This is a genomic window from Sinorhizobium meliloti, from assembly GCF_017876815.1.
Classification (GTDB): domain Bacteria; phylum Pseudomonadota; class Alphaproteobacteria; order Rhizobiales; family Rhizobiaceae; genus Sinorhizobium; species Sinorhizobium meliloti.
On the sequence record NZ_JAGIOS010000002.1, the window covers coordinates 562,678 to 577,919 of the forward strand.

Consider the following 15,242-nt stretch of genomic DNA (forward strand, 5'->3'; position numbering starts at 1 on the left):
CTAGGCAGCATGGTGACGATGGGAGCTTGCACAGGGCTGACGGCTGGGGGGAAGAGGGGCATCAAAAAGGGGAGAGGAAGTTTCGGTTCCTCTCTCCTTTTGCAGCAGGCCGACCACTGCAGGTCAATCCGGGCGCCCTGCCTTAGCCTGAATGAAGGCGCCTATGTCCCAGATGGGGACTTCCTCCTCCGCCTCCGGAAGGCCGATGTCTCGGCGCATCCGATTCGACAGATGGGTGATCTGGTTTTGCGCCTGACGGCGCCTCCAGGCGGCCGACATCAGCGCGCGTGCGGTCTTCCAGACGCCGAATTTCCGGTAAAGTTCATCGACCGTCGCCGCGAGGGGTTCGACAACTAAAGCTTGTGGTTCACGCATGACTGTCCGTCCCGGCGCAGTGACGCAGCCAGGTCCTTTCGAGGATCAGAGACGTGCGGATGCGGAACGCAAAAATGCGAACAATCGCCCCGTCATCCGGTCACGTCAGGTAAAAAGGGGATCGCCAAATGGCGGAATTGCGGGCTTGTGAGCCTTGGATCAGTAGCGGCTGAAACCAGATGCGCTACGCATCGAAGGCGTGATAGCCGTTCCGCCGCAGAGGCGCACAAACACGAGATTGGAATCCATCTTACGCCTCCTCTGATTTGAATTGCGGATGAGGTGATCCTTGCACGAGACCGGCCGATCGGCAAGTACTCAATTTCGAATTGCAGCCACCGAACGATTTCCGTTGCAGGAAAGCAACACTTTCCGATTGGAAGGCCGATCTCCGCCGCGAAGGCTCACATCGATCGAGCGGCCGTGAGCGGCCCGCCGATCACCGCCCGCCGGCGGGTCGATCCACGCCGGTCGGTCCGCTGCGGAGAAGCGCATCGATCTCCGCCATTATTGCCGCCGGCAATGGCCCCAGCTGCATCGCCGCGAGATTCTCCCGGACCTGCGCCTCCGACTTGAAACCGGGTATGGGGAGGGTGCTGGGCGAACGGGCGAGAAGCCAACCCAGCGCGCCTTGAGCCAAGGTTCTGCCGCCCGTCTGGAGAAGCTCTCTGAGCTCTTCAAGGCGCCGGAGATAGTCGGCACGCGGCCGTCCGTCCTCGAAGAACCGCACCCAACTGTGACCGGCCGCGCGCACGTCGTCGTCAGGCAGGCGCGTGTCAGGATTGAACTTGCCAGTCAGAAATCCCATCGCCGATGGCGACCGATTCAGGCTCGCAAGATCGGTGCTCTCGCACATCGCCAGCATATCGGGCCCGTTCGTGAAGACGTTGAGCTCCTGCTGAACCGCGACGAAATGCGGAAACTTCACCATCCGCTTCGCGCCGGCGGCGTTGTCCGTGCTCCAGCCCCAGAAACGGATGGCACCTGTCTCAGCGAGCTTTTCAAGTGTCTCGCCGGCAGCATCCGCCTGATCGTGCGACAGTTCGCCGACATGTATCTGATCGAGGTCGATATGGCCGGTGCCCAAACGCTGGAGCGACGCCGTGCAGGCCTGCTCGATATAGGAAGGGCTGACATCCGTGCCGATCAGGGCACGTTTGGCACGGTCGTAGGTATATCCGAACTTGGTTGCGACGATTGCCTCGCCTCGTCGCCCCTTGAGGGCTCGGCCAATGACCTCCTCGCTATGACCGGCTCCATAAGCGTCGGCGGTGTCGATCAGCGATGCACCCATGTCGAGCCCGACATGGATTGCTCGGATCGACTGTTCGTCATCGACCTCTCCCCAGCCGTCCGCCTTCCCGTCGAGGGTGAAGAAGCCTCCGATCGCCCAACAGCCGAGGCCGATCGATCCGGCGGAGAGGCCGGAGCGACCCAATGGTCTGTGCCCGATCGCTGATACGTCGCTGGCAAGCATGATCATTCTTCCCTTTGTGGAACGATGCTCGCGCACTATGTCACCGCCCAAACGGCGCCCGGAAGTTCCGATTCTGCAGGGTGTTTTTCGCCGATGAAAAATCGGCCGGTGCGGCAATCCGGCCTCGGCAGCGCATCGAACCGGCAGAAAAGACAGTCAATTCAGCTGGTATGTTATTGCTTGGCGAGACTCATGTTACGCTAACGGCGCATCTCCGGTTGAACGCATGGCGGCCGCTTCTCTACTCGCCGTCGTGCAGTCAATCGAAGATGATCGTCAGCAGCGGAGAAAACACCATGAACCGCAACGTTATCATTGGCATTATCGTGCTCGCGATTATCATTCTCGCGGTCATATTCTTCATGCCAGGGACGGCTGAAACGCCCCCGGCGACTGAAACAACTCCCCCGGCGACGACGGAGCCCGCGCCCACAGAACCGGCACCGGCACCGACGACACCTGCGCCCTCTCAATAAAGCCGGCCGATCGCACGCCCCGTTCAGAGACGGGGCGTGCGATCGGATCCTTACTCGATCTCCTCGACCGGCTGCACCAGCTGCGGCCCGAGATGCAGGTAGCGCGTCGCCTTGCGCTTGGCGGCAATGTCGGCCCAGACGCGCTCGACCTGAGCCACGCCTAGATTCGCCGCGCGTCCGACCTCGTCGGCACTGAGTCCGTTGTTGAGGCCGAAGAGGCAGAGGTCCATGCGGTCATAAGGCAGGGAGAAATAGAACTCCTCCTGCGTCTGCTCGAGCGAATAGGTGTCTGTGGTCGGCGGCCGCCGCCGGATTTCCTCGGGAATGCCGAGATGTCCGGCGAGCGCATAGACCTGCGACTTGTAAAGATGGGCGATCGGTTTGACGTCTGCCGCGCCATCGCCATTCTTGACGAAGAAGCCTTGGTCGTATTCCAGCCTGTTCGGCGTGCCGAGCACGGCGAAGTTCAGCCGGTCGGCATGGTAATATTCGATCTGCTTGCGGGTGCGCTGCTTCATATTCGTCGCGGCTACGATGCCGAGATAGACGGAAGGCGGCATGCGCAGCTTCGTCTGTTTGCCTTCGGGGTCCTGCACCACGAGCGAGGAAATGTTGTAGCCGTCGCCTTCGAGCGCATTGGCGATGACGATCTTCGACGCCCAGCCCGGGCCGTAATCGGGGACGAGTTCGCGAATGAAGGCATCGCGCCGCTGATAGCAGCCCATGGCATCGAGCGTCGGTCCGATGTCCTCGACCACCGCCTCGACACCGAACGTCTCGGCGACCAGCCGGCCGAGGCGCAGGCTTTCCGGGTCGGAATCGTTCTCCGGCATGAAGAGGCAGAAGACATTCTTCGCACCGACGGCGCGCACGGCCAGTGCGACCGAGACGCTCGAATCGATGCCGCCGGAAAGGCCGAGTACGAGGCCGCGTTTGCGCAGGCTGCGCAACTGGCCCCGCAATCCGGCGACGATTCGGTCGGCCTCCGCAGCTTCGTCGATTTTCAGCGTGTCGGCCGAGAAGACGAGCCTGTTCTGGTCCGGTCGGATATTCATTCTGCGGGCTCCAATGTTTCGGCCGCAAGGCGGCGGCTGACTTTTCCTGTATCCGTCTTCGGCAATTCGGTGCGGAACTCGACGATCTTCGGCACCATGAAATCCTCGAGATGGCGGCTGCAATGACGGATAATGTCCTTCTCCGTCAGCGTCGGGTCCGACAACACGACGAGAGCGCCGATCGCGGCCCCAAGCACCGGATCGGGAACACCGATGACCACGGCCTCGGCAATTCCCGGATGCGCATGCAGCACGGTCTCGACCTCCTTGGGCGCCACCTTTTCGCCGCGCGTCTTGATGATGTCGTCCTTGCGGCCGACGAAATAGAGGAAACCCTCCTCGTCGGTACGGAACAGGTCACCGGTGTGAAGCACCTTTTCCCAGGGGTTGGGGCCGGGGCGGAGCATGCGCTCGGTCGCGGCGTCGTTGCGCCAGTAGCCCTGCATCACATGCGGGCCGCGAATGACCAGTTCGCCGGGTACACCGGGCGGTACCCGGTTTCCCTCGTCATCGACCACGAAGGCTTCGGTATTCGGTATCGCGATCCCGACGGAACCCGGGCGCCGGTCGAGCTCTTCCGGCGGCAGATAGGTGCAGCGCTTGCATTCCGTCAGTCCGTACATGGAATAGAGCCGGGCGCCCGGGAAAAGCTCCCTCAGGCGGGCGATATGCGCCGGCGGCAGTGCTGCCGCGGTGTTGGAGAGATAACGAAGGCTCGGCAGGAAGCCGGGTTCGAGGTCACGCATCTGCAGGATCATCGCCGCCATGGTCGGCACCAGCGGGAAACCGGTAACCCTTTCGGTCCGGATGCGGTCGAAGATCGCCTGCGGGAAGGCGAATGACTTTTCGAGCACGAGCGTCGCGCCGAGCCGGATCGCCATCAGCAGCTGATAGAGCCCGTAGTCGAAGGCGAGCGGCAGCACGTTCAGGATGATGTCGTCAGGCGTGTTGCGGAGATAGGTGGTGATCGACTCCGAGGCCGCATCGATATTGCGATGCGTCATCATCACGCCCTTGGGACGGCCGGTCGAGCCGGAGGTATAGATCAGCATGCCGAGGTCGACGTCGATGCCGCCGTGGCGGACGGGGGCGGGTGCAGCCGTCAGGCATTCCTCGAAGGAAGCGGCACCGTCCGGGATGCGGCCGCCCGGCGCGGCGGTCGAGGCGACGAATGGCGCATGGCCGGGAGCAAGCGCCAGCGCCTCGGCAACGACCGGCATCAGCTTGGCCTGCGTCAGGATAGCCGCCGCCTCGCAATCGGCGACGATATAGGCAAGCTTGTCCGCCTTGGTCGAAGCATTGATCGGGCTGAAGGTCGCTCCGGCCTTCAGGATCGCGAAGATCGCGGCGGCCGCCTCCCAGCAATTGTCCATGAAGACCAGAACCCGATCGTTCCGCTTCACGCCGTTTTCGGCAAGAGCGGCGGCGAGGCGGGTCGAAAGATCGTCGAGTTCGGCATAGCCGAGCCGCCGGCGACCGGTGACCAGCGCCGTCTTTGCCCCGTTGGCCGCGGCGTTCCTGATGAGGAATTGCTCGAACCGCATGATGGTGATGCCCCCGCCCTTCGCCGCTTACGCCGAGACCGGCACGGCGGCTTTCGCTTCGATGAAAGCCGAAATCCGCGCGAGCGAGTCGAGATTTTGCGGGACGATGTCGGCATCGGCCATCACGATCCCGAAATCGTCTTCGATGAAGGCCACCAGTTCCAGAACGCCGGTCGAATCGATGATGTCGTTCTCGATCAGCGAAGCGTCGTCCGCGAGTTCGTATGCGCTGTCGCCGAAGAGAAAGTTCTCGATGACGAATGCCTTGACCTTGTCCTTAATCGCTTGGGTCATTCCACTATCCTTTTTTCCAACGGTTTTTACGCGGCCTCAGCCTTGCGAAGGCTGGTGCCGGTGAATGTCTGCAGCCAGAGTTGCGTCGACAGGACGCCGACGAAGGCCGCGTTGTCGCGAAAGCCCGAGGCGGGGCGCGACTGGCATTTCTCGTAGAGTTTCGTTACCGCTTTGGCGTTGAAGAGCCCGCCGGCGGCGACCGCGTCCTCGCTCATGGCGGAGCGCACATAATCGAGTTCGCCCGCGCCGCTGAAGGAGTGGCTGTCCGGAGCGCGATAGGGCTGCTTCGTCCGCCGGCCGATCGCCGGCGGCAGCAGGTCTTTCGTCGCCTCGCGCAGGATATGCTTCTCGACGAGCCCTCTGAGTTTCATTTCCGGCGGCAGCTTTGCGGCGAATTCGACGAGGCGGTGGTCGAGGAACGGGAAACGGCCCTCGATCCCATGCGCCATCGCCATGCGGTCGCCCTGGCTCGAGAGAATATATCCGGGCAGCAGGAAGCGGCTTTCGAGATATTGGGCCTGATGCAGCGGATGCCAGCGGCCGAAGGCGGCGGGGAGCCGGCTGACCAATTCTTCCGCCGCATCATAGCCCTTGAGTTCGGCGCGCAGGTCCGAGGAGAAGAACATCTTGGTTGCCGCCGTGCCCTTGAGGCGTGGCCGATGCGAAAAGAGCGGGTCGTCGAGGGCCACGTCGCCGGCGCCGAAAAAGGCGGCGAGATACTCGGCCGACTGCTGCTGCAGGCCTGGCAGATAGGGGTAAAGCTTGCGGAACAGATGCGGCCTGATCCGCGAGCCGGGTTGCCGGCCGCAGAAACGGCGGACGCGCGCTTCCTTGAAGATATCGTAACCGGCGAAAACCTCGTCGGCGCCCTCGCCCGTCAGCACTACTTTCAGACCCGCCTCGCGCACCAGGCCGGACAATTTGTAGAGCGGCGCGGGCGCAGTGCGGATGATCGGCTTCTCGGTAAAGCGGATGACATCGGGAAAGTCCCTGGCGATGTCGCCGGCGCGGCATGCGGCCGCGCGGTGTTCGGTTCCGAGCGCCGCTGCCATCTCCTCCTGGAATGCGCTTTCGTCATGCTCCGCGCTATCGAAGGTGACGGAGAAGGTGCGCAAGCCTTGGGACGTCATCCCGGCCGCCAGCGCCGAGATGATGGACGAATCGAGGCCTCCGGAAAGATAGGCGCCGACGGGCACATCGGCCCGCATGCGGATCCGCGTCGCGTCCGTCAGGAGCGCGCGCAATTCCTCCGCAGCGCGGCTTTCCTCCGCATAGGCTGGGCGCTCGTCCCGGTCCGGATAGTCGAGCTGCCAATAGGGCCTTGTCGTGGTGCCGTTCTGATCGGCGATCATCAGATGCCCGGGCTCGAGCTCGTGGATGTCGCGGAAGGGCGTACGCGGCGCGATCGGCGCCCATAGGGTGAATATCTGGTCGAGCGCGATCGGGTCGATCTCTGCGGAGACACCCGGAACTTCGAGGAGCGCCTTGACCTCGGATGCGAAATAGAGCGTGCCGCCTTTCAAAGTGTGGAAGAGTGGGCGCACACCCATGCGGTCGCGCGCGAGCATCATCCGGCGCCGGCGTGCGTCCCAGATCGCGAAGGCGAAATCGCCGTTGAGGAGAGAGAGACAGTCCTCGCCCATCTCTTCGTAAAGATGGAGGATTACCTCCGTATCGCTGGAGGTGCGGAACCGGCGGCCTCTGGCGCGCAGTTCGTCGCGCAACTCCACATAGTTGAAGATTTCGCCATTGAAGGCGATCGTCAGCTCGCCGCTCGGGTCGGACATCGGCTGCTGGCCGTCCCCGAGCCCCACAATCGACAGCCGAACATGACCGAGGCCCGCACCCGGCGCGGTGAAGATCCCACGCTCGTCCGGGCCGCGGTGGCCGATCGCGGCCGTCATCCTTTCGAGAAGGGGCTTACCGTCCCGTATTGAACCAAGGTACCCGCCGAATCCGCACATGCCTATTCGCTCTCACGCCCGCAATGACACCCTAAATATAGCCTGAATACCGGCGAGAATAGTTAATCAGCGGAGCTTTTTTCAATAATGGTAAATTGTCTTTCTTGGCCTCAATAATAATCGCAGCATCCTTGCGCCGCTTAATATTCGTATTTACTTTGATACGTTTTTACACTTATTTTACTAAAATTGGATCGGCGGACAAATCTTGCAGTCTTAACAGATCGATAACGGGACCGCGCGCCGACAGGTTCTTTCACACTGCAGGACTCGAGGTGTGGAACCGCGTAGTTTCCATTTTGTTAAGAAAAAGCGTCCAATCTTAACGTTTGAGCTGCACATCTCGGAGCACATGATGAGCTACGATTGGACCGGCGAGCGGACACGTCGGATGAAGATGATGAGATATGCGATCGCCATTGCGCTCGCCCTCGGGCTGATTGCCGGCGCGGCGTCTTGGACCCTGCAGACCATCTAAGCCGTATCGCATTCGGCTTGCCCGGCAGGGAAACGCCCCGATACATCTTTCCTAACTCGAATTGAGTAAGCGCTAAACCTTGACGCGAGCGCGCGCCAGGAGTGAAATCCGGGTTGAGGCGTATGCCTTGAGGCCGACCGCCGAATACGATTGAGGAGGCGGCCTCACCAGTTTCGAGGGGGCGATAGGTGGACCCCGCCGCATAACCGATCAGCAGCAGCGCGGGTTCACCTATCGGGTCGGTGCCGGCCAGTTCGACCCTATATTTTCACGATTTGCAAAATGGCGCGGGAACAAAGCAGTTCCTTGCGTGTTCTTCGACGCAGCCGCGTGGAGGGTCGAATGCAGAGAAAATTCATGCCGACGGACGTATTCCTGCGCCTCGAGAGGGAATGGCAGCACATGCGCCATGCAAAGCACAATCTCGAGATCGAGGCCGTTCCTGCGAACGATCAGCGCATCGACGGTATCAATGAACTGGAGCCCTCCGCGACCCCGCGGAACGCGCATAGGAGCTAGTCCGCTTCATCCCTCGAATTACGACGATTATTGCGTAGGTGCAAAAAGGTAGAGCGGATGCGGGCCCAAAGCTGCCCGCATCCGCTCTACCTGGAGGCGTGGAAGATATTCTGATGGTGTCTGTCGGGAACCGCGAATCCCGAACGTCCTTGGGCCGTACAGAATGTCCCCTTATCGAAGGAGATTCCTTCCATGCCCAAGATTATCTCCCATCTCTGGTTCCCGGAAAACGCGCGTGAGGCGGTCGACTTCTACGTATCGACGATCCCGAATTCCGCCATATCGGGCAGCACCACCGTGCCCGCCGAAACGCCCAGCGGCCCGCCGGGCAGCGTCACGGTGATCGAATTCAAGCTCGGCGACCAGAACTTCACCGCACTCGAAGCCGGTCCTCTCGATCCTTTCAACCACGCTTACTCGATCCAGGTCGCCTGCGACAGCCAGGAAGAGCTCGACCGCATCTGGCACGCCTTCCTCGACAATGGCGGCCAAGCGGAGCACTGCGGCTGGCTGAAGGACCGCTGGGGCCTGTCCTGGCAGATCGTTCCCCGCGTCCTCGGCGAGATGATCTCGGATGCGAACCGCGAAAGAGCGAAGCGCGTGACGGAAGCCATGCTTGCCATGGTAAAGTTCGATATCGCCGCACTCGAGCGGGCTCACCGCAGTTAGCTTTACAGCACCGCGCTCACGACTTCGTGGCTGCAGAGTAGCGCCGCAGGGGTTATTATCCCGCCCCGTGAGCCACAGGCTAGCGCGGGATGAGGAAAAGTGTGTGCGGTTTTCCGCCCGCATCCCGCGTCTCAACTTCTTGGAATCGATCATGTTCATGCTTTCAGGTCGACCTGACCCAAAAGCATCGTGATCTGGAGAGCTTCGGGCCGAAGGGAGCGAGCGATGACTTTCACGCGGCGCGCAGTCGTTCAGGGGCTAGGCATGGGTATGTCGCTGCCGCTTGTGCCGCGGGCGTGGGGCCAGGCTGCCGACCTCACGAAGCGGGTCATACCGAAGAGCGAAGAACCGCTGCCGCTCATCGGCCTCGGCACCTGGATCACGTTCAACGTCGGAGACGACGCTGTACTGATGGACGAATGTGCCGCCGTGATCGCTGCCTTCTTCGAAGGCGGCGGTCGCATGATCGATTCCTCGCCGATGTACGGATCGTCCCAGCCGACCATCGGCTACGGCCTCGGCAAGCTCGGATATCCGAAGCAGCTCTTCTCGGCGGAAAAGGTCTGGATATCGGACCCCGGCGAAGGCGCGGCCCAGATCGAAGCATCGAAGGACTACTGGGGCGTCAAAAAATTCGATCTCATGCAGGTTCACAATCTCGTCTCCTGGGAGGAGCACCTGCCCGCGCTCTTCGACATGAAGGCGGCAGGCCGGCTGCGCTATGTCGGCATCACCACCTCGGAGGGGCGCAGGCACCGGGAGATCGAGCAGATCATGGTGAGCCAGCCGATCGATTTCGTCCAGGTCACCTACAATATCCTCGACCGCGAGGTGGAGGAGCGCATCTTGCCGCTGGCGCAGGAGAAGGGCATTGCCGTGATCGTCAACCGGCCGTTCCGGCAGGGCGATCTGATCCGGCAGATTGAAGACGAACCGTTGCCGGACTGGATTGCGGAGACCGGCGCTCGCAGCTGGGCGCAGTTTCTCCTGAAGTTCATCATTTCGCATCCGGCGGTCACCTGCGCAATCCCGGCGACGACGCGCGTCGACCATGTACGGGAGAATCTGGAGGCCGCAAGAGGCATCCTGCCCGACGAGAAGCTGCGCGGACGCATGGCCGCCTATGTGGAGGCGCTCTGAAGCATGATCCTGTCGCGGCGTGATACGGATTTGACGTGATGTCGGACTGGGCGACCTACACGCTCGCGGATTTCCTCATGTTTTCGCCGCGCGTCTATTTTCGCCTCGTCGAACGCTACAATCAGGGACTCTGGCCGCTTCAACTGATCTTCGTTGCCGGCGCGCTTGCCATCCTCTTCGCCACTGCAACGGACGGTCGGCGCGCCCGCGCCGCGGCCATGGCGACGCTGGCCCTGGCCTGGCTCTTCTGCGCGTGGCAATTTCTGTGGCTGCGTTACTCCACCATTAACTGGGCGATGTCCTATGCGACGGCGGCCTTCATGCTGCAGGCCGGTTTGCTGCTTGTCGCGATCCGGTGGACGCAACGCGGCGCATTGCCCGCGAACAGCCTGCGCCGGCGTGGCGGCATCGGCCTGATGGTCTTCGGCTCGCTCGGCTATCCTTTCGGCCCGCTGCTTGCCGGCCGCGCGCCCGCCTCGGCCGAGTCCTTCGGTGCAATGCCGGATCCGACCGTTGCCGTGACGCTCGGCGCCCTCGTGGCGCTCATGCCGCAGAAGCTGTGGCTGCTTCTGCCCATTCCGGTCCTCTGGTGCGTCTTCAGCGCCCTCACCCTTCTGGCCCTGGAGGATGCGGGCGCCTGGGCACCTTTCGCGGTGATCCTCGTGACATTTGCCCTCCTCCTCGTCAGACGATGAGGGAAACTCACTCCTTCACCGCTCCCGTCATCGACGACACGTAATAATCGACGAAGAAGGAGTAGAGAATGACCACGGGCAGCGAACCGAACAGTGCGCCCGCCATCAGCGCGCCCCATTCGAAGACGTCGCCGCGCACCAGTTCCGTCAGCACGCCGACCGGTACGGTCTTGTTCTCCGAGGACTGGATGAATGTCAGCGCGTAGATGAACTCGTTCCACGAGAGCGTGAAGGCGAAGATGCCGGCCGATATCAGGCCCGGCACCGCGAGCGGCAGGATGATCTTCACCAGAATCTGCCAGCGCGTGGCTCCGTCCACCAGCGCGCTTTCTTCGAGTTCGAAGGGGATTGAGCGGAAATAGCCCATCAGGAGCCAGGTGCAGAACGGTATGAGGAACGTCGGATAGGTGAAGATCAGCGCCAGCTTGGAATCGTAGATGCCGAACTTGAAGACGATGAAGGCGAGCGGGATGAACAGGATCGACGGCGGCACCAGATAGGCGAGGAAGATCAGCAGCCCGACGGGCCGCGCGCCGGTGAAGCGCACCCGCTCGATCGCATAAGCCGCGAAAACCGATGCGGCAAGCGACAGGATGGTCGAGCCTACGGCCACCAGCATCGTGTTCCAGAGCCAGCCCGGATAGGAGGTCTCGAAGAGCAGATATTTGATGTGGTCGAGCGTCGGACGGACCACCCAGAAGGGGCTATAATTGTTGTAGTCGGTCAACTGCGCATTCGGCTTCACCGCCGTGATCGCCATCCAGTAGAACGGGAAGAGCAATACGAAGACGAAGACCGCCATCGGCAGGTAAAGCACCACGATCCGCCGCGGCAGGCGGTTCAGATAGCTCATGCCCTCGGCCGTGTCGGTGAGGACCTCGTCGTCGGTTCGTGTGGTCGTGTTCATTTTTGTCCTCCCGCTCAATCCTGGCCGCCCTGCTGCCATTTGCGGCGTTGCAGGCCGAAGAAGCTGAACATGATGGCGGCGAGCAGGAAGGGGATCATGGCGACGGCGATCGCCGCCCCCTCCCCGAGCTGCCCGCCCGGAATGCCGCGCTGGAACGAGAGCGTCGCCATCAGATGGGTTGCGTTGACCGGCCCGCCCTTGGTCAGCACGTAGATCAGCTGGAAATCGGTGAAGGTGAAGAGCACCGAGAAGGTCATGACGACCGCGATGATCGGGGTCAGCATCGGCAGGGTGACATAGCGGAAACGCTGCCAGCTGGTGGCGCCATCGAGCGAGGCTGCCTCCTGCAGCGAAGCCGGGATCGTCTGCAGGCCGGCGAGAAGCGAGATCGCCACGAAGGGAATGCCGCGCCAGACATTGGCGGCAATGACGGAAGCGCGCGCGTTGTTCGGGTCGCCCAGGAAGTTGATCGGCCCGTCGATGATGCCGAGCTGCATCAGCGACCAGGAGATGATGGAAAACTGCGAATCGTAGATCCACCAGAAGGCGAGCGCCGAAAGCACCGTCGGCACGACCCAGGGCAGGAGCACGATCGCGCGGAAGAAGGATTTGAAAGGCAGGTTTTCGTTCAGCAGCAGCGCCAGCCACAGCCCGAGCACGAATTTCAGGATCGACGCAACGAAGGTGTAGAGCAGCGTGTTGTAGACCGACAGCCAGAAGACCGAATCCCGGGCCAGAAACTCGTAATTCTCGATCCCGATGAAGACGCCGTCGCGGCCGATGCGGGTGTCGGTGAAGCCGAGCCAGACGCCCAGCCCGAGCGGATAGGTCAGAAAGCAGATCAGAAAGACGGCTGCCGGCAGCATGAACAGGAAGCCGAGCACATTGTTGTTCTGCATCAGCGAAGCCGTGGTGGATGGCTTTCCGGGCGGCGTTATGGAGGACATCGGGCTTCTCCGGCTGGAGGAACGGGTCTCGAGGCATTTGCCGGCAGCGTTTGCTGCCGGCTTTGAGGCGGCCCTACTGCATGTTTCCTTTAATCCTATCCGATTAAAGGACAAAAACATGCAGCAGATCAAAGTGCTACAGCGACCTTTGCGCGTCTGATAAGACGCGCGGCGCTGTAGGCAGCGGCTGGATCAGACCCGATAATAGCGGTTCGCCCGCCGCTCGGCCTCGATGACAGCGTCTTCCGGCGTCGCCTGGCCGGTGACGGCACTGGCGAACATGTCGACCAGGACGTAGTCGGCCATGACGCCTGCCGAGGCATAGCCGAGCGGTCCGGCATAGCCGTTCGGCCGCAGCGTCTCCGAGGCGCGCGCATAGGGTGCGTGGATCGGGTCCGAAGTCCACACCGGGTTGTCGGCAAAGGCCTTCAGCGGCTGGCAGCAATAGGCGCTCGACCCCTCGATCCAGGCGTTCATCTGGTCGGCTTCCATCATGAACTTGAGATAGGCCTTGGCGGCTTCGGGATACTTGCTGTGCTTGAACAGCAGGATCGAGCTCGTCTGGTGGAGTTCGACGCTCTGGCCGACCGGACCGACCGGGAAGTTGGTCGTGCGGATGTCGGCTGCAAGCTCCGTAAGGGCCGCGTCCTTCTTGGCCGCATAGTAGAGCGACACGCCGTTTGCCGTCAGCGATACCTGCCCCGCAAGGAAGGCGCGGTTGTTGTTGATGTCGAGCCAGCTTTCGGTACCCGGGATGAAGGTCTCGTATAGCGACTTCGCGTAATTGACCGCAGCGAGCGTTTCCGGGCTGTTGATCGTGACCTTGCCGCTCTCGTCGACCATCTTGCCGCCATGGCTCCACAGAAGCCAATGGGCGTAGTTGTTGCCGTCGCCGACCGCTTTTCCATGGGGGAAACCGGCCGGGGTTCCCTTGGCTTTGAGAGCCTTGCAGAGTTCGAGAAAGCCGGCCGTGTCCTTCGGGAATTCACTGAAGCCGGCCGCCTTCATGTGGCTCTCGCGGTAGCAGACGGCGTTGCCGATCGCGGCCAGCGGCATGGCGATGAACTGCCCGTCGCGGCTCGCATAGCCCTTCAGGCCGTCGTACCATCCACCATATTTGTTGCCGAGATAGTCGGCGAGCTCCGTCAGGTCGACGAGCTTGTCCGGATATTGATGTGCGTCGTCGAACCAGCACATCACCATATCAGGGCCGGAGCCGACGTTGGCGGCAACCGCCGCCTTCGGCCGGATGTCCTCCCAGCTTTCCTTGTCGATGCGGACTTCGACGCCCGTCGCCTCCGTGAACTTCTTGGTATTGGCGATCCAGGCGTCTTCATCGCCCTTGACGAAGGGCGTCCATCTGAGAAGCCTGAGGCTTGCCCCCTCCTCCGGCTTGTAGCTCGGCTCGGCCTGCGCGAAGGACGGGCGGATGCCCAGACCCGCAACGCCGGCGAGTGCGGCGGAGGTTGCGAGAAAATCACGTCTCTTTATCGGCATGCTACTCCTCCTCAAAAAGCGGGAGCGTCTTTCTCCGCATTCACCGTCCCGCTTGGCGAATGCGGCTTGAGCGATGCCGGCCACTGCCTGGCATCTTTATTGGCCCACGAAGGCTCCTCCCTTCGTCAGCGACGTCAGGCGACCAGCCGCCGTCCGGTTCCGGCGTCGAACAAGTGCACATGCGCGGCATCGATTGCGAGATGGATCGTTTCGCCGGGCTTGGCATTCACCCTCTCGCGGAAAACACAGGTCACATCGTGGCCGCCGAGCCTTGCGATCAACTGCGTCTCGTAGCCGGTCGGCTCGATCACCGCGATTTCGGCCGGCAGCCCGTTCGGATCGAGAGCCATGTATTCGGGCCTCAGTCCGTAGACGAGATCGCGCCCCTGGGCGGCTGCCGGCCGCGCCACGGGCAGAGCCGTTCCGTCGGCCGTGAGGAAGACACTCGGATCGGCCGGATCGAGGCGGCCCTTGAGCATGTTCATCGCAGGCGAGCCTATGAAACCGGCCACGAAGAGATTGGCGGGGTTGTCGTAGAGCTCGAGCGGTGCGCCGATCTGCTCGACGATGCCGTCATGCATGACGACGATCTTGTCGGCCATGGTCATCGCCTCGATCTGGTCATGCGTCACGTAGACGGTCGTGGTCTTCAGCCGCTGGTGCAGTTCCTTGATCTCGGCGCGCATGGCGACGCGCAGCTTGGCATCGAGATTGGAAAGCGGTTCGTCGAAGAGAAACACCTGCGGGTCGCGCACGATCGCCCGCCCCATGGCGACGCGCTGGCGCTGACCGCCGGAAAGCTGACGCGGATAGCGGTCCAGCAGCTTCGAAAGGCCAAGAATTTCGGCCGCCACACCGACGCGTTTGTCGATTTCGGATTTCGGTCTCGCTGCCAGCATCAGCGAGAAGGCCATGTTGTCGGCGACCGTCATATGCGGATAGAGCGCATAATTCTGGAACACCATGGCGATGTCGCGGTCCTTCGGCGGCAAGCGGTTGACCACCTGGTTGCCGATGCGAATTTCGCCGGCGGTGATGTTTTCGAGGCCCGCCAGCATCCGGAGCAAGGTGGATTTGCCGCAACCGGAAGGGCCGACGAGAATGACGAACTCGCCATCCTCGATCTCGATGTTCACGCCCTTGATGACAGGGAAAGCACCGAAGGACTTCCGGACATCGACAAAATCCACGCCTGCCATTTGCGT

16 protein-coding genes are annotated in these 15,242 nt (G+C 62.0%); 6 read left to right on the forward strand and 10 right to left on the reverse strand.

The window, feature by feature from the left end; translation table 11 throughout:
• Positions 1 to 123: 123 nt before the first annotated feature.
• Together JOH52_RS21575 and JOH52_RS21580 are read right to left on the reverse strand one after the other, a co-directional pair.
• Positions 124 to 375: a YjiS-like domain-containing protein gene (locus JOH52_RS21575; RefSeq protein ID WP_014530178.1), complete on the reverse strand. Its 252-nt coding sequence runs from the start codon at positions 373 to 375 to the stop codon at positions 124 to 126.
• A 439-nt stretch (positions 376 to 814) separates the two neighbouring features.
• Positions 815 to 1,858: an aldo/keto reductase gene (locus tag JOH52_RS21580; RefSeq protein WP_041862623.1), complete on the reverse strand. Its 1,044-nt coding sequence runs from the start codon at positions 1,856 to 1,858 to the stop codon at positions 815 to 817.
• Positions 1,859 to 1,932: 74 nt separating this feature from the next.
• Between JOH52_RS21580 and JOH52_RS21585 the strand changes: the two genes are divergently transcribed.
• The gene (locus JOH52_RS21585; RefSeq protein WP_162145506.1) at positions 1,933 to 2,328 is read left to right on the forward strand and encodes a hypothetical protein; all 396 of its coding nucleotides are present in this window, start codon (positions 1,933 to 1,935) and stop codon (positions 2,326 to 2,328) included.
• A gap of 50 nt (positions 2,329 to 2,378) precedes the next feature.
• Here the strand turns inward: JOH52_RS21585 and nadE are convergent, their stop codons facing one another.
• Genes nadE through asnB form a run of 4 tightly spaced genes read right to left on the reverse strand, consistent with a single transcriptional unit; the run spans position 2,379 to position 7,185 of the window.
• On the reverse strand, positions 2,379 to 3,383 hold the full coding sequence (nadE, locus tag JOH52_RS21590; protein ID WP_014530175.1) for an NAD(+) synthase: 1,005 nt from the start codon (positions 3,381 to 3,383) through the stop codon (positions 2,379 to 2,381).
• Positions 3,380 to 4,927, reverse strand: a complete 1,548-nt coding sequence (locus JOH52_RS21595) for a class I adenylate-forming enzyme family protein (protein ID WP_014530174.1) — start codon at positions 4,925 to 4,927, stop codon at positions 3,380 to 3,382. Before JOH52_RS21595 ends, nadE begins: the two co-directional genes overlap by 4 nt.
• A 27-nt stretch (positions 4,928 to 4,954) precedes the next feature.
• A complete protein-coding gene (locus JOH52_RS21600; protein ID WP_010976177.1) occupies positions 4,955 to 5,221 on the reverse strand; it encodes an acyl carrier protein in 267 nt (88 codons plus the stop codon).
• A 26-nt stretch (positions 5,222 to 5,247) separates the two neighbouring features.
• Positions 5,248 to 7,185, reverse strand: a complete 1,938-nt coding sequence (gene asnB, locus JOH52_RS21605; protein WP_014530173.1) for an asparagine synthase (glutamine-hydrolyzing) — start codon at positions 7,183 to 7,185, stop codon at positions 5,248 to 5,250.
• Between the two features lie 355 nt (positions 7,186 to 7,540).
• Between asnB and JOH52_RS35935 the strand changes: the two genes are divergently transcribed.
• From JOH52_RS35935 to JOH52_RS21625, 5 genes are all read left to right on the forward strand, one after another.
• On the forward strand, positions 7,541 to 7,663 hold the full coding sequence (locus JOH52_RS35935; RefSeq protein ID WP_013850378.1) for a hypothetical protein: 123 nt from the start codon (positions 7,541 to 7,543) through the stop codon (positions 7,661 to 7,663).
• A gap of 342 nt (positions 7,664 to 8,005) precedes the next feature.
• Positions 8,006 to 8,182: a hypothetical protein gene (locus JOH52_RS21610; RefSeq protein WP_015008144.1), complete on the forward strand. Its 177-nt coding sequence runs from the start codon at positions 8,006 to 8,008 to the stop codon at positions 8,180 to 8,182.
• A 192-nt stretch (positions 8,183 to 8,374) separates the two neighbouring features.
• Positions 8,375 to 8,851 carry a VOC family protein gene (locus tag JOH52_RS21615; RefSeq protein WP_014530170.1) on the forward strand — a complete coding sequence of 159 codons (477 nt, stop codon included), beginning with the start codon at positions 8,375 to 8,377 and terminating at the stop codon, positions 8,849 to 8,851.
• Positions 8,852 to 9,076: 225 nt separating this feature from the next.
• Positions 9,077 to 9,991, forward strand: a complete 915-nt coding sequence (locus JOH52_RS21620; RefSeq protein ID WP_014530169.1) for an aldo/keto reductase — start codon at positions 9,077 to 9,079, stop codon at positions 9,989 to 9,991.
• 38 nt (positions 9,992 to 10,029) lie between these two features.
• Positions 10,030 to 10,686 (forward strand): DUF6064 family protein, encoded by a 657-nt coding sequence (locus JOH52_RS21625; protein ID WP_010976182.1) that lies wholly within the window; start codon positions 10,030 to 10,032, stop codon positions 10,684 to 10,686.
• Positions 10,687 to 10,693: 7 nt separating this feature from the next.
• On the opposite strand, the gene JOH52_RS21630 is transcribed toward JOH52_RS21625, so the two are convergent.
• The 4 genes from JOH52_RS21630 to JOH52_RS21645 form a co-directional block, all read right to left on the reverse strand.
• The gene (locus JOH52_RS21630) at positions 10,694 to 11,593 is read right to left on the reverse strand and encodes a carbohydrate ABC transporter permease (RefSeq protein ID WP_003526374.1); all 900 of its coding nucleotides are present in this window, start codon (positions 11,591 to 11,593) and stop codon (positions 10,694 to 10,696) included.
• A 14-nt stretch (positions 11,594 to 11,607) separates the two neighbouring features.
• Positions 11,608 to 12,540: a carbohydrate ABC transporter permease gene (locus JOH52_RS21635; RefSeq protein ID WP_014530168.1), complete on the reverse strand. Its 933-nt coding sequence runs from the start codon at positions 12,538 to 12,540 to the stop codon at positions 11,608 to 11,610.
• A gap of 192 nt (positions 12,541 to 12,732) precedes the next feature.
• Positions 12,733 to 14,037, reverse strand: coding sequence for an ABC transporter substrate-binding protein (locus JOH52_RS21640; protein WP_014530167.1), 1,305 nt, complete (start codon positions 14,035 to 14,037; stop codon positions 12,733 to 12,735).
• Positions 14,038 to 14,171: 134 nt separating this feature from the next.
• A complete protein-coding gene (locus JOH52_RS21645) occupies positions 14,172 to 15,236 on the reverse strand; it encodes an ABC transporter ATP-binding protein (protein WP_014530166.1) in 1,065 nt (354 codons plus the stop codon).
• Positions 15,237 to 15,242: the final 6 nt, after the last annotated feature.